The organism is Burkholderia sp. PAMC 26561, assembly GCF_001557535.2.
Taxonomy (GTDB): Bacteria; Pseudomonadota; Gammaproteobacteria; order Burkholderiales; family Burkholderiaceae; genus Caballeronia.
The window spans coordinates 477,418-490,920 of record NZ_CP014310.1; the positions used below are offsets into that span (position 1 = coordinate 477,418).

Consider the following 13,503-nt stretch of genomic DNA (forward strand, 5'->3'; position numbering starts at 1 on the left):
TCATTCCGGTGTCGAACCCTACACGCGTACGACGGGGCACGAGTGTGCGCCAAGTATTGCATGCCTCGTCAGCCCTGTCGATATCGCATCGGCATTGACGGGGATTCTCGATGCCGGCGTCGGTCCGACTGTTCGTATGCGTGCGCTGTCGGGCACAGGTCATTGTTTGCCGCCATTGCGACCGCGGCCAAATCTATTGCAATAGCGACTGCTCCGAGCTTTCGCGCCATTCCAGCATGCGCGAGGCCGGCCGGCGCTACCAGCGCAGCCGCCATGGCCGCTTTGCACACGCCGAACGGATGCGCCGCTATCGCAGCCGCCGGAATAAAGTGACGCATCACGGTTCCGTCATGCCTGCCGCCGATGCTCTACTGGCACCGACTTCGACGACGTCGGCGGCCACAACACCGGTATCCATCACCGCCGCACCTGTGCCTGAGCATTGCCATTTCTGCCAATGTGTCTGTTCGGGCTTCGTACGCCTTGGGCCGCTTCGCCGTCGGGTCTTCCGTGATGTTTGCATTCCTACGCATTTCACAGGACATGACCCATGACCATTGGAACCGAACTTGAAGCACAGATCCTGCGCTACTACCACGTCGAGAAGTGGCGCTGTGGCACCATCGCGCGCCAGCTGCACGTGCACCGCGGCACCGTCCAGCGCGTGCTAGCTCAGGCCGGACTGCCCCGGATCGGCACCGTTCAGCGGCCCTCGCAAATCGATGCTTACCTGCCGTTCATCCTTGAGACGCTGAAGAAGTTTCCGTCGCTCACAGCCAGCCGCCTGTATGCCATGGTCTATGAGCGCGGCTACCGCGGCGGTCAGCACCACTTCAGACACCTGGTTTCGCTTCATCGTCCGCGCCCGGTGGCCGAGGCGTACCTTCGGCTTCGCACCTTGCCTGGAGAGCAAGCTCAATGCGACTGGGGGAGCTTCGGCCATCTGCAGATCGGACGTGCGCGTCGACCCCTGATGGCCTTCGTGATGGTGCTGTCGTGGTCGCGACAGATCTATCTGCAATTCTTCCTCGATGCGCGGATGGACAGCTTCCTGGCCGGTCACGCCGGTGCCTTCGCGGCATGGTCCGGCGTCTCAAGGGTCATCCTGTACGACAACCTTAAAAGTGCAGTGCTCGAACGCCAGGGCGACGCGATCCGCTTCAACCCAACGCTGCTCGCGTTCGCCGCACATCATCGCTACGAGCCCCGACCAGTGGCCGTAGCCAGAGGCGACGAGTATGGTGTGGTAAAAAATATGTGCTGGTCGATAACCGACGAGGCCAAGGCAGCCTCTTTGCGGGAATCGAACAGCACATATTATTCGGCTACAGGGTACGGAGGAAGGCCATCAGGTCGGGCTGATCACGCCATTGTTTTTGTACTTCGGCATTGCCTTGCACTTCGCATGTCGCCAGCGCCCGCGCCTTTGTTTCCAGATTGATCTCGGCATAGATGTTGGTCGTCTCCAACGACACGTGCCCAAGCCAGCCGCGTATCGTATTGATGTCGACACCGGCCTGCAGTAGTAGCGAAGCGGTTGTATGCCGAATCACATGTGGGTGCACATTCTTGCCGGCGAGTGACGGCGCGCTGGCTGCAGCACGAATAGCGCAGCGCTTCACCAGAGCATGAATGCCGGAGCGCGTCATCGTCTGATGGAACCGGTTGAGGAACACAGGTTCGGCGGCGGCCCTGCCTTCAGTCTGTGAGCGCAACGCCTCGATTGTGGATTTCCAGAGCGGGCAGCGGCGATGTTTGTTCCCTTTGCCGACGATGCTGGCCGAACGCGTGTGCCAGTCAATGTCGCCAATCCTAAGTTGCGCGGCTTCGCTTGCGCGCGCTCCTGAATTAAACATGAAGAGCAGTAACGCATGTTCGCGCTGCCCCTGTACTGTATTGCATGTCAGAGGCTGCAAGCAGGGCGTCCATTTCCTGCCTGCTAAGGTAGCTGATCTCCGGCCGACTGGTTCTCTTGACGGGAATCAGATGAATCTGTGCCCACCAGTCGACGTATTCCGGTGCATGTTCGCCGATGAAACGAGCCAGCGCATGGATGCCGCCGAGCCGCTGATTTCGTGTGCTGACCATACAGTGGCGCTGTTCTTCCATGTGCGTCAGGAACAGGCGGACCATTTGCGCGGAGAGATCATCCACGCTCAGGCGATCGATCCGTTTGTCGACCTTGGCGGCCAGATACGGAAGCAACAGCATGAGCATGTCGCGGTAACTTTTTTGCGTATTGATGGCAAGGTTACGTTCGCCCACCAAATACTCGATCAGGAACCGCCGGATCCACGGACCCAGCAAAGATGAGTTATTCATGGTGCACCTCAAGGAAGTAAGTTTCAAAGCGCGTGCCCGCTTCATTCAGCAACTCGGGCGTCAGAGTGAGGTAGCGCTGGGTGCTCGCGAGATCGATGTGGCCGAGATAGGTGGCCAGTTGCGGTAACAACAGTTGCAACTCCACGCCACCGCGATACCAGGCGATTAGCCGGTGCACTGCGCCTGAGTGCCGCAAATCATGCAGCCTCGGCTGGCAGGACGCACCGCCTTCGCGTTGGATGTTTGCCAGGACGCGCTGTCGCTGAAAGGCCTTGCACACAGCTTTCTGGGTCACAGGGCGACCATCGCGGAAACAGAAGAACGGCGCAACCGGTGCCTGCCCAAATCTCTGGTTGCGTTGCCGAGCATAGGTTCGCATCGCACTATTCAGATCTGCGCCTAGGGAGACGCTGATCAAAGCGCCTGTTGTTCGCACAATGGATAAAGCAGGCTGAATTTTTCTAGTTGGCTAAGGAATCCAAAGATTGTCGAGGTGAATGCCGCCGTATTCCAGCTTAACTTTCTGCATTTTTCACACACATGACGGATTGCTCCCGTGAGTCGACAGCAGTTGCTTTTTTGCGATCACCAAATTTGCTAGCGCGAACAGACTGAACAGTTGCGCGGTGTTCTTGGCCAGACCTTTGTAGCGGACCTTGCGATGACGAAACAGGTTCTTCACGACATGAAACGGATGCTCAACCCGCGCGCGGATCTGTGCCTTAGTTCGTTCGAGTGCGACCACCAGGTCCTTCAGCGGACCTTCTTGCATCGCTTTGATCTTTCCGCGTTTGGCCGCCACGTGCCACTTCACCGTCGCGCCCATCATCTCGTCGCGTTTGTCTACGCCAAGGTAGCCCGCGTCGCCGAACGCATCTTCTTCATGCCCGTGAAGCAGCGCGTGGGCCTGCGATACATCCGACACGTTCGCCGCTGTGCCCACTACGCTATGCACCAGTCCAGAATCGGCGTCGACTCCCAAATGCGCCTTCATGCCAAAGTGCCATTCGTTTCCCTTTTTCGTCTGGTGCATCTCCGGGTCGCGGCTCTTCTGAACGTTCTTGGTCGACGGCGGCGCTTCGATGATCGTCGCGTCGACCAGCGTGCCTTCCTTCATCATCAGTCCGCGCTCACACAGCGAGATACCGATTTCGTCGAACAACTTGCGCGTCAGCTCATGTGCGATCAGCAGTCGCCGGAACTTTAACAGTGTGGTCGCATCGGGCGCGTTCTCAACAGCCAGATCAATGCCCGCGAACGTGCGCATTGCAATGCTGTCGTACAGCGCGTCTTCCAGTGCTTCGTCGGACAACCCATACCACTGCTGAAGGAAATAGATTCGCAGCATCCGCTCGAGGCCAATTGGCGGGCGGCCTCGCTCGCCCTTCGGGTAGTGCGGCTTAATGACCGACAGCAGTCGCGACCACGGCACGACCTTTTCCATCTCGGCGAGAAAGCGCTGACGCTTGGTCACGCGTTCTTGCCCGCACTTTCCGCTTCCGCAAAACCGATTTGCCGCTCCATCGTCGTGAATCCATTCCGTGAAGTTCCAATCCTCTTACAACGTCCAGCGCTAAGCGTGCGATGACGACTGCGCCGAATAAGCGGGTAAGGAGACGGCATCACTGCCGCCCCCTCCCCAAAGAACCGCCCAAGCGACTTTCACCGCAAACGGCTCAAGCACAGCTAAAGCATCATCAGCTGATGCCGGTCTCGTCCTACTGCACAAGACCTTCGCAAACGCCATTTCGTTGGTCCATCCCATTGCTGAGACGAGGGCGCTGAACTGCAATACAACAGTCTCTTCCAAGCTTCCCTACGTCGAACCTTAAACATGGGCCGGCGACAGCCGCACCACGTGGAAGTCTGCGCCCTTTCGGGCTAGGGCAAAGTTCGAACCCCTATCCGCTCCATTACAGAGCGGCATTCGCTTTTTCCGCGTTCTCTTACCCGCTTCCCGAACAGCTTCCCTCGCGGGTCGCCTGCCAACGATTCGATGTTCTGAACCTTGGCAGAGAATCGGGCTTACCACGTTCCCGTTCTTGCCGACCCGACTGTTCCCGGGCCTATCCGTTTAGCGTCTGTCTTTCCCCCGGCAGCACTTGTGACGACGTGCTCCTTCTGATTAGAGGAGCAACCGGCTGCACACCTTTTGGTCAGGGCCTGTCAGCCGCTTTGGCCCTTCGGAAATGACGAGGTTTATCAACAATTCACTTACGTTACGCATGCGGAACTTGCCTGGCACCTCACACCGCACGGCGGCTGGCAGTGTCGACCCGCCCCGTCACCGGGGTGAGCCGTCAATCGAGAGGCACGTTGTTTCCAAAGCTTCATACCCAGCCGTTACCAGTTGAGCATGTCTGGATAGGCAACTGTCGGTCGTACAACAGGTCGCAGTTCCAAGCGCCTTCCTTCGGCGCTCGGGATACGACAAGACAAGAACGAGCTTTGCTGCCCTCACTACTTAACGTTCGACACGCTATGGGCAGCAGCACGTGTCGCACAATCAGCGTTTCCCTAGCGGAACCAGCCTCGATTTATAGAATTTGCTCTCGTGCACGTGCAGGACGGCTTCGTCGAGATTAACGTCCTGCATGGTTAGCCGCAAGGCTTCGCCATGGCGCAGGCAAGCCCCATACAGAATCAGAATGAGTGCACGCAAAACATATGCATCCAGCAGACCGTATGGACTGCATGCCGCCGGAGCCACGTCGAGCAGGCGCTTTAATTCCTGCTGCGAATAGATATAGGGTATCAGCGGTGGCGGCAATTCCGGACTGTAGGGAGAAAGTGGAGAAGCCGAGACATGCCCACGCGAGAGGGCAAAACGAAACAGGCAGTCAAGTACCGACCTTCTCTTGCGCCAATGGTTAGTCAGCGGCCTGTTGCCAGTCAGGAAGTCATGTACCTGCCTGAGCGTGACCGACGTCACATCAATGTTGCCATCAACCCGGCGGCAGAATGAGGCAAGCGTGGCCGCTTCGGAATCAAAGCGCATGCCCAACGCCCGTTTGTGGCTCACGTATTGGGCGACAAGTTCGGAGAGCGTCATAGCAAACTCCCCAGATCGATTTCGGCCACATGCCTCAGTCCGCTCAGGTCAACCTTCGCATAGGCTCTCGTCGACGAAGCGCTGCGATGGCCGAGATGATCGCCGATCTCCTTCAGGGCAAAACCAGCATCGAGTAAGTGCCGGGCATTGGCATGCCTCAGGCAATGTGCGCCACGCCGCGGGATGTCGATGCCAAGCACTGCGAGACGCGATCGGACAATGTCGCTTACGCGCGCAGGTGACAGCGGTCGGATCGGCGCCTCAACCGACAGGAACAGCTCACGATGAGCGCTTCGTGGACGCGCCTCCTTCAGGTAACGCAGAATGGCATTCCCAACTGTTGCCACCAGCGGATATTGCTGTGTGCAACGCTGCTTGGGACGATGGACATGAAGGATCTCGCCGCACCAGTCTATATCCTCCAGACGGAGCAGTACCACCTCGCCGCGCCTCAGTCCGTAGACAACCAGCAGCATGATCATTGCACGGTTGCGTAGATCGATCGCACTGTCGCCGACAAAACTGTCGACGAATCTTTGCACGTCCTCCCAATCTGGCCCGAGCGGCAAACCCTCCTCCCTATACACCACGGGTGCTTCAATGCCGCACGCAACGTTGGTAGCCCAGCCTTGTCCTTCTGCATACCGGAAGAAATTGCGCAGCGTGCTCGCAAGCGCGTGCAATGACACTCTGGACCAGCCATGGTTGCCCTGGTAAGCGAGGTAGGTGTCGACGTCGTGGATAGTGAGAGCATCAATTGCCCTGTCAGGGCGGCAGACCATCGCCAGAAAATGACCGATCTCATCACGACAGTTTGAAATCGTAGCAGGAGAGAGTCCTCGCTGGTCGCGCATGAAATCGACGTAGTGCTCGACATAGCGAACAAATGGTTCTCTCGTGGGATGCCGTTCCTCCAGACGCCCCAGAAAACACAGCCAGGCCGTGGCGGTATGGATGAACAGAAGCCGCGAGCTGCGGGACTCGTTCGTGCGCTCACTTCGAACAAGACGAATCCGGTGGTCAACCGCAAACGCGATTTCCTCGTGCGTTATTAACTGCGGGCGGGACAGATCCATGCTCTGCGAAAAAACCAGCAGGACCCACGCAATCTTGCGGATCGACTTAGGCGGATAACCCAGTTCCTGACAATGTACTAGGAAGCGTTTCCTGGATTCCACGCAGGGCGCGAGCGTGTGGGCAGCAAGAACATGCGGACGCGTAAAGAGAGTCTCAAACATGATATTCCCCAATGTTGATCAGCGGAATATCAGTATCAGCCTGAAATTATGTCGCCATGAACGCGTCAACCTGACAGGCAATACAGGGTCATTAAGAGGCACCGAGACATTTTTTTTACCACACCATACTCGTGCTTATGGGCTCGAGCCCATAACAATGAGAAGGGGCGCGTCGAGAGGGCAATCCGGTTTGTACGCGAGAACTTCTTTGCCGCGCGCAAATTCGTTGACCTCGACGACCTCAATGCCCAGGCCACGCTCTGGTGCGCCGGACCTGCGGCCGATCGACCGTGCCGGGAAGAGCCCGCCATCACCGTGCGTGAGGCCTTCGCCCGCGAACAGCCCAGTCTATTGGCGCTGCCGGGAAATCCGTACCCGTGGGAACTGCAAGTGGCTGTGCAGGTCAACAAGACGCCGTATGTTCGCTTCGATCTGAACGACTACACAATCCCGCATACGCACGTGCGGCGCACGCTCATCGTACGGGCCAATCCGCGGCAGGTCCGCATTCTCGACGGCGCCGATCTGCTCGCCACCCATGAGCGCAGTTACGATCGCGGTGCACAGATCGAGATTGCAGCGCACATCGACGGACTCGTCGAGCGCAAACGCGAAGCGCGTCACCATCGTGGACTGGACCATCTGAGCCGGGCCGCGCCGGCCAGTCAGGCCCTGATGCTGCGTGCCGCTGAACGCGGCGGCAATCTGGGCAACATTACATCTCATCTGCTGCGTCTGCTCGATCGCTATGGTGCCGCCGAACTGCAGGCTGCTATTGAGGAGACCCTCGCCAGTGGTGCGGCGCTTCATCCGAATCCGGTACGCCTGGCGCTGGAGCGCCGGCGCGGGGCGCGGCACGCGCCTCCACCCGTCGCAGTCCCGTTGCCCGAACACGTGCGCAAGAAGGACACGCTGGTGACACCCCATCGGCTTGACATTTACGACCAGATCACGGGAGACACTGATGAACACGCCTGATGTACTACAAACCCGCGCACACGCTTTGCGCCTGTATGGACTGCTGGCGCATTGGCCCGACGTTGCGGCCGAAACGTGGGTTGCACCTTTGCTTCAGTGGGAAGAGGACGAGCGCGGTCGCCGCTCACTTGAGCGACGTATCCGTGACGCTCATCTGGGCAGCTTCAAACCGCTGTGCGACTTCGACTGGGCCTGGCCCAAGCGGTGCGATCGTGCCGCCGTCGAAGAGTTGATGTCGCTTGAGTTCGTCAAAGACACCGCGAACATCGTGCTGATCGGCCCGAACAGCGTCGGCAAATCCACACTAGCGCTCAACCTCGCCTATCAGGCAATCGCACGTGGCCACACCGCTTTGTTTACCACCGCCGGCCAGATGCTCGGTGAATTGGCAGCGCTCGATAGCGATTCGGCCTTGCGCCGCCGACTGAACCGCTATGCCTCACCCGACGTGCTCGTGATCGATGAGGTCGGCTACCTCTCGTACTCGAACCGCCACGCCGATCTGCTATTGAACTCGTCAGCAGGAGATACGGCGTTGCATCAACGGTGGTCACAACAAATCCACCGTTCGCAGAATGGCATGAGGTGTTTCCGGATGCCGCTTGCGTCGTCTCCCTTGTTGACCGACTGGTGCATCGTGCAGAAGTCGTGGTGATCGAGGGCGAGTCCTATCGTGTGAAAGAGGCACGTGAACGTGCTGAGCAACGCACGAAGAAACGTGTGCGGCTAAGGCCGAGAAGAACGCATTGTGAAGCGCCGTCAGTTGCCTTCCGGGGTCCCCTGCGGGCTCGACTTCCTGATCCCGGACAACTGATCTGCCGACCAAGCGCTCGCCGTCGTCGAACTCATCGACGACCTACGCGAGCGGATCTGCATGCACTACCAGCTCGCATTGCACGAGCTACAGCGCGAACAACGCGCGCCTCCCGTGAACGCTCACCTGACCGACGTCGACGATCCTGACCTTGCCTCGTTTCCACGTACAGCAACTCACGCTGCTTTTTGTGCGGTCTCGTAATCGCACGGTGTCCGGTAACCGATCGACGAATGGATGCGCTGTCGATTGTAAAATCCTTCGATCCAATCGACTACATCTAGGCGCGCCTGCGCGCGTGTTTCGTACCGACATCGCGACGTTTGCTCGACTTTTAACGTCTTGAAGAAGCTTTCCATTGGTGCGTTATCCCAGGCGTTTGCGCGCCGACTCATCGACATCGTCATGTGGTACTGACTGACCAATTCCCTGTAGCGCCAGCTTGCATATTGACTGCCGCGGTCCGAATGTAAAATCAACCCTGATCCTGGACGACGCTGCCAATACGCCGATCGTAAAGCATTAGAGACCAGTTCGGCAGCAATGCGCTCGGACATTGACCATCCCACAATTCTGCGACTGCCCAGGTCCAGAATCGCGGCCAAGTACAGCCACCCCTCTGCGGTGGGCAAATACGTGATATCACTCACCCACGCCTGATTCACATCCCAGCCGTCGAATCGTCTGTCCAGTACGTTTGGCGCTACCGGCAAACGATGAGCCGAGTCAGTCGTCGCAAGCCACCTCCGGCGGTAGACTGGACGCAGTCCTTGACGCACAAGGCTGCGTCGTACACGTTCCGCACCGGTTTTCACACCTCGTGCGTTCAGTTCTTTAACCAGTCGTGGACGACCGTACGTGGCCCGGCTTCGCGCGTGCTCGGCGGCTACGTGAGCATCGAATTCAGTACGCCGCAGCGCCCGCGCGCTTGGCCCTCGCACACGCCACTGACAGTAGCCGCTGCGTGAAACGCACAGCAACCGGCAAAGCCTGCTGACAGCGTATCGGTCGCGGCTAGCGTCGATCCATGCATACTTCACCGCGACCCCTTCGCGAAGTATGCCGTCGCTTTTGAGAGTATTTCTATATCCAACTTTGCACTCGCCAGCTCCTTGCGAAGCCGGCTATTTTCCGCCTCCAGCTCTGAGACCGCTGGCTTCGTGCGGGGCGCTGGCACCGCAACTTCAGCAACGCTCACTACACCTTGTTTCAACTGTAGCCGCGCCCAATTTCCGATCGTCGCCACCGGCACGCCCAGACGCCGTGCCGCCTCGTTATGCCCGACAGAATTCGCCAGCCGCGCCGCCTCCTCTCGGAATTCCTCCGTGTAGCGACGATTCGGTACATTCTTTTCGCTCATCTTTGCCTCCGTTCAACAGATTATCCATCTACTCTGCTGTACGTTGTTTCGAGGCAAGGTCATCCATTCTGAGCACGAGCAGGCAACAACCACGAGTCAGCGATAAGCGCCTCTGGGCGTTGTCGCTTTACTCAACCTGACGCCGCCGTTTAGTGTCGGATTTGCACCGCCGCTAACACTTGGTAGCGAACGGTCAACGCCCGACCACAGCAGCCGCATATCAGCAGTCCCTGAAGCAGAGCCAATCCTTCACGCGCCGCACCACTGAGAACGGTACCTTCGCCGTTGGTCCTGTTGAGCGCCAGGCGGTCTTGGTTGCGCTCAAATTCCTCCGGGGTGATATATCCATCGTGATGGTCTGGCAGATGAACGCGCCACTCTGCCTTCGGAACCGGCTGCACGCGCTTATGGACCTCTCCCCGTGGCGTGATGCGCTGCCGATACTGGTATCGTCCAAAAACATAGATTCCGGCATAGGAAGGATTCCGTATCAAACCGAGAACACGTTCGTGACTCAGGCGCCCCCAGATGAGTCGACCCGCCCATGCACCTCCATAGGCGCGCTTGGGAAAGCGCAGGCCCTCTTCGGCAAAGCGCTTGACAACCGCGTATGCGCTGCCGGTCTCCTGAAACAGACGAAATGCCAGTTGCACGGCACCGCGTACCTCGTCATCGGGATCCAGGACGATGCGTCCTTGATCGTCGTAGCACAGGCCAACCGGGAGCGGAAACCGCAATTCACCATTCTGCGCCTTGTTGAGCTTACCGCCCTGGAGGCGCCCGCGCAAAAAATGGAGTTCGGCCTGCGCCATCGTTCCTTTGAGACCGAGAAGCAGGCCGTCGTTGAAGTCGCCCGGGTCGTAGCAACCATCGGCGTTGATCACGAGAGTATGAGTAAGCGCACACAGTTCGAGCAGGCGATGCCAGTCCAGGTTTGAGCGCGCCAGGCGCGACACTTCCAGTGCAAACACTGCACCCACTTGCCCCATCGAGACATCCGCCACCAGCGTCTTGAAGTCCTCGCGGCCCGTCATCTGCGCCCCCGACTGACCGAGGTCCCGGTCCAGCGTACGGATCGCCGTTTCCGTCCAACCCAATGCCAGCGCCTTGTCCTTCAACGCATACTGGCGCTCGGTGCTCTCCTGATGGTGTCGCACCTGGGCCAGTGTCGACTGCCGGATATAGATGTACGCCGGCTTGCTTTGATGTTGGGGGGTGATCTTGGTGTTCATCGGCGGCCTCCTCGGTCAGCTCCAGCGCGGGCCCCCTCTGCGTCACAATAGATGTCGCCTCTGAATTTTCTTAATCCGAAGAACTCAGAGGTGTAGGTTGAATGCCAAACAGACGTATTCTGTTGAATTCAGGGAGCAGGCGCTGGCAAAGGTCCTGCAACGCGGCAACCGGTCCGTAGGAACGGTTGCCGCGGAACTGAACATGAACGTATTAACTTTGAGGAAGTGGATCCGCGTGTCTAACGCCGCAAACCGCAACCCGGGGCCAGTCGATGCACGGCGCCCGGAAGATTGGTCTTTGGAAGATCGCCTGCTGGCATTGCAGCAGAGCCATGGACTGAGCGCCGAGGCACTCAGCGCGTGGTGCCGTGAACGTGGCTTGTTTGTTCATCATCTGGACCAGTGGCGTGCCCAGTTTTGCTCGGCCGGCACCGCGAGCAGCGCACGTGCAAACGCTCCAGAACTGCGCGAGCTGAAACAGGCCAATGCGCAGCTGCAGCGCGAATTGAAACGCAAGGAAAAGGCTTTAGCGGAGGCGGCCGCGTTGCTGATACTTTCAAAAAAGTACCAGGCGCTGTTCGGGGACGAGGACGAATGAGCTCCCCCGAAGAGCGTGCGACATTGCAGGAGCTGATCGGCAAGGCGACTACAGCCGGGGCTCGTCAGGCACGCGCATGTGCTGTGCTCGGGCTAAGCGCGCGCACCGTGCAGCGCTGGCAAGGCGGCGGTCCTGAAGCAGTGGATGGGCGCGCCTTACGCCATCATGATGCTGTTCACAAGCTGTCGACCGATGAGCGCGCTGAACTGCTGGCGGTGGCCAACTCTGTCGAATTCGCTCATCTGCCACCGAGCCAAATCGTCCCTCGATTGGCCGACCAGGGCCGCTACATCGCCTCAGAATCGACGTTCTACCGGGTGCTGCGTGAAGAGAAACAGCTTGCTCATCGGCGCAGTGAACAACCAGCGCGCGCCCGCAGCAAGCCTCGCGCAGTTTGTGCCGACGAGCCCAATCAATTGTTCAGCTGGGATATCACTTACCTGCCGACGACAGTTCGCGGGCAGTATTTCTATCTCTATCTGTTCATGGACGTATTCAGTCGGATGGTCGTCGGCTGGCAGGTCTACGCTGAAGAGAGCAGCGCCCAGGCCAGCGAGCTTCTGAAGGACCTATGTGCACGTGAAGCGATCAAACCGGGTCAGGTGATTTTGCATTCGGATAACGGCGGCCCAATGAAGGGTGCCACGATGCTCGCCACCCTGCAGGCTCTGGGTGTCATGCCGTCATTGAGTCGACCGGGCGTGAGCAACGACAACCCGTTCTCGGAATCGTTGTTCAAAACACTGAAGTATCGGCCGGCCTATCCTCTGCAGGCGTTCGACACTCTATTTGCCGCGCGCGCTTGGGTCACCGTGTTGGTGCGCTGGTATAACCACGAACATCGTCACAGCGCGATCCGTTTCGTCACGCCTGCCCAACGGCACGCCAACCTCGACCAGCAGATCCTCGATCGCCGCGCGATGCTCTACGAGGCGGCAAAGCAGCGCAACCCGCTACGATGGAAAGGCCCCACTCGAAACTGGAAGCGCGTAAAAACGGTCCATTTGAATCCCGATCGCACAGACAACTTTGAACCCATCAAACGCAACCACCGACAGGAGCAAAAAGCCGCCTAAATTTAATCGTTGAGGCGACATCTACCTTGAAATCTACCGGACCCGGCGGTGAGCCAGGCCTCGAGCATGTTGGCGATGAGTACGCCGGCCGATTGCGGATCGATGATGTGGGTGAGTGACAGCGGAGACTGGTTCACCGGCGCCCCTCAGAGCGCCTCGCGGCGGCGCAATAGTTCGCGGTTGATCTCGCAGATTTCCTCGATGATCTCGCGGACTCGGTGATAGTTCGCCAGACGTTCGGTAACGTCGGGGTAATCGGCTTGCGGTACGTAGTCCATTTGGGGCCGGCGACCGGGAAAGCTCACGGACAGGTAGTACTTGGGGCCATGGCCGGGGCCGTCTGCACACTTGCAGCCCGGTTTGCCGCAGCGCTTGTAGCGCTCGATGAGAGAGCCGCGCAAGAGCGTCTCTAACGCCGGCATTTGCTTCAGCAATTGCGCGCGGCGTCTGCGCAAAGTGGACGACGGAATATCTTCCATTGGCGGACCACGTTGAAAACTGGTCTGATAATAGGACAAGGAGATGCATTGATCAAGCTCCTTTGTTCGACGACTTCCTGGATGGGGCGAGCTGGTCGATCAACGTGACCAGCTCCAACAACATGCCCAGATCGAAGCAGCACACTGACGCGATGGCGTCGTCGTGGACAGTCGGTGTGCCCCAGTCGGTCCATTCGCGCGCAATGCTAAAGCTGCCACGTTCTGTATCGCGCAGAAGCAATGTCTCGGTGCCTGCGACGCGGCGCTCCTTCAGAACGGGAAAGCGTTGGCCCCTGAGGGGATGGAACGGGTGACGAATCTCAGCCCATCCCAAATGCTCGCTGAGCACTTGTG

12 protein-coding genes and 2 pseudogenes are annotated in these 13,503 nt (G+C 58.7%); 4 read left to right on the forward strand and 10 right to left on the reverse strand.

What is annotated here, in order from left to right; genetic code table 11:
- Positions 1 to 550: 550 nt before the first annotated feature.
- A pseudogene (istA, locus tag AXG89_RS32850) lies at positions 551 to 1,252 on the forward strand (IS21 family transposase); the annotation flags it as partial.
- 73 nt (positions 1,253 to 1,325) lie between these two features.
- Here the strand turns inward: istA and AXG89_RS44485 are convergent.
- The 6 genes from AXG89_RS44485 to AXG89_RS32880 all read right to left on the reverse strand — a co-directional run bounded on the left by AXG89_RS44485 (position 1,326) and on the right by AXG89_RS32880 (position 6,612).
- The gene (locus AXG89_RS44485; protein WP_335671995.1) at positions 1,326 to 1,916 is read right to left on the reverse strand and encodes a tyrosine-type recombinase/integrase; all 591 of its coding nucleotides are present in this window, start codon (positions 1,914 to 1,916) and stop codon (positions 1,326 to 1,328) included.
- Positions 1,849 to 2,322: a site-specific integrase gene (locus AXG89_RS44490; RefSeq protein ID WP_335671996.1), complete on the reverse strand. Its 474-nt coding sequence runs from the start codon at positions 2,320 to 2,322 to the stop codon at positions 1,849 to 1,851. The genes AXG89_RS44485 and AXG89_RS44490 overlap by 68 nt, the downstream gene beginning before the upstream one ends.
- The gene (locus AXG89_RS42875; RefSeq protein WP_062174800.1) at positions 2,315 to 2,701 is read right to left on the reverse strand and encodes a tyrosine-type recombinase/integrase; all 387 of its coding nucleotides are present in this window, start codon (positions 2,699 to 2,701) and stop codon (positions 2,315 to 2,317) included. Before AXG89_RS42875 ends, AXG89_RS44490 begins: the two co-directional genes overlap by 8 nt.
- A 153-nt stretch (positions 2,702 to 2,854) precedes the next feature.
- A protein-coding gene (locus AXG89_RS32865; RefSeq protein WP_236873574.1) for an IS5 family transposase occupies positions 2,855 to 3,846 on the reverse strand; the annotation gives its coding sequence in 2 pieces (ribosomal slippage) (positions 2,855 to 3,801 and positions 3,801 to 3,846; 993 coding nt in all).
- A 982-nt stretch (positions 3,847 to 4,828) separates the two neighbouring features.
- On the reverse strand, positions 4,829 to 5,374 hold the full coding sequence (locus tag AXG89_RS32875) for a tyrosine-type recombinase/integrase (protein WP_062174801.1): 546 nt from the start codon (positions 5,372 to 5,374) through the stop codon (positions 4,829 to 4,831).
- A complete protein-coding gene (locus AXG89_RS32880) occupies positions 5,371 to 6,612 on the reverse strand; it encodes a tyrosine-type recombinase/integrase (RefSeq protein WP_069638487.1) in 1,242 nt (413 codons plus the stop codon). Before AXG89_RS32880 ends, AXG89_RS32875 begins: the two co-directional genes overlap by 4 nt.
- 315 nt (positions 6,613 to 6,927) lie before the next feature.
- Here AXG89_RS32880 and AXG89_RS32885 point away from each other — a divergent pair, with 315 nt between their 5' ends.
- Together AXG89_RS32885 and istB are read left to right on the forward strand one after the other, a co-directional pair.
- Positions 6,928 to 7,590 carry a Mu transposase domain-containing protein gene (locus AXG89_RS32885; protein WP_236873575.1) on the forward strand — a complete coding sequence of 221 codons (663 nt, stop codon included), beginning with the start codon at positions 6,928 to 6,930 and terminating at the stop codon, positions 7,588 to 7,590.
- Positions 7,577 to 8,325 (forward strand): annotated as a pseudogene (gene istB / locus AXG89_RS32890) (IS21-like element helper ATPase IstB); the annotation flags it as partial. The gene AXG89_RS32885 and the pseudogene istB, both read left to right, overlap by 14 nt.
- 255 nt (positions 8,326 to 8,580) lie before the next feature.
- Here istB and AXG89_RS32900 read toward each other — a convergent pair.
- Together AXG89_RS32900 and AXG89_RS32905 are read right to left on the reverse strand one after the other, a co-directional pair.
- Positions 8,581 to 9,764, reverse strand: a protein-coding gene (locus AXG89_RS32900; RefSeq protein ID WP_119024739.1) for an IS3 family transposase whose coding sequence is annotated in 2 segments (ribosomal slippage) — positions 8,581 to 9,479 and positions 9,479 to 9,764 — 1,185 coding nt in all. Because the reading frame shifts where the segments join, the coding sequence is not laid out codon by codon here.
- Between the two features lie 149 nt (positions 9,765 to 9,913).
- Positions 9,914 to 10,996 carry a recombinase family protein gene (locus AXG89_RS32905; protein WP_236873576.1) on the reverse strand — a complete coding sequence of 361 codons (1,083 nt, stop codon included), beginning with the start codon at positions 10,994 to 10,996 and terminating at the stop codon, positions 9,914 to 9,916.
- 97 nt (positions 10,997 to 11,093) lie between these two features.
- Here AXG89_RS32905 and AXG89_RS32910 point away from each other — a divergent pair.
- A protein-coding gene (locus tag AXG89_RS32910; protein ID WP_236873577.1) for an IS3 family transposase occupies positions 11,094 to 12,670 on the forward strand; the annotation gives its coding sequence in 2 pieces (ribosomal slippage) (positions 11,094 to 11,553 and positions 11,553 to 12,670; 1,578 coding nt in all).
- Positions 12,671 to 12,816: 146 nt separating this feature from the next.
- On the opposite strand, the gene AXG89_RS32915 is transcribed toward AXG89_RS32910, so the two are convergent.
- On the reverse strand, positions 12,817 to 13,149 hold the full coding sequence (locus AXG89_RS32915) for a DUF6788 family protein (RefSeq protein WP_062174913.1): 333 nt from the start codon (positions 13,147 to 13,149) through the stop codon (positions 12,817 to 12,819).
- Between the two features lie 52 nt (positions 13,150 to 13,201).
- Positions 13,202 to 13,498, reverse strand: a complete 297-nt coding sequence (locus AXG89_RS32920; RefSeq protein WP_062174803.1) for a Y4bD/Y4pK family protein — start codon at positions 13,496 to 13,498, stop codon at positions 13,202 to 13,204.
- Between the last annotated feature and the right edge of the window lie 5 nt (positions 13,499 to 13,503).

What these genes read in the sequence shown, in the direction of transcription:
- AXG89_RS42875 (WP_062174800.1), bottom strand. Translation starts at nt 2,701, where the DNA reads ATGCGAACCTATGCTCGGCAACGCAACCAGAGATTTGGGCAGGCACCG.
- AXG89_RS32905 (WP_236873576.1), bottom strand. Translation starts at nt 10,996, where the DNA reads ATGAACACCAAGATCACCCCCCAACATCAAAGCAAGCCGGCGTACATC.
- AXG89_RS32875 (WP_062174801.1), bottom strand. Translation starts at nt 5,374, where the DNA reads ATGACGCTCTCCGAACTTGTCGCCCAATACGTGAGCCACAAACGGGCG.
- AXG89_RS44490 (WP_335671996.1), bottom strand. Translation starts at nt 2,322, where the DNA reads ATGAATAACTCATCTTTGCTGGGTCCGTGGATCCGGCGGTTCCTGATC.
- AXG89_RS32915 (WP_062174913.1), bottom strand. Translation starts at nt 13,149, where the DNA reads ATGGAAGATATTCCGTCGTCCACTTTGCGCAGACGCCGCGCGCAATTG.
- AXG89_RS32880 (WP_069638487.1), bottom strand. Translation starts at nt 6,612, where the DNA reads ATGTTTGAGACTCTCTTTACGCGTCCGCATGTTCTTGCTGCCCACACG.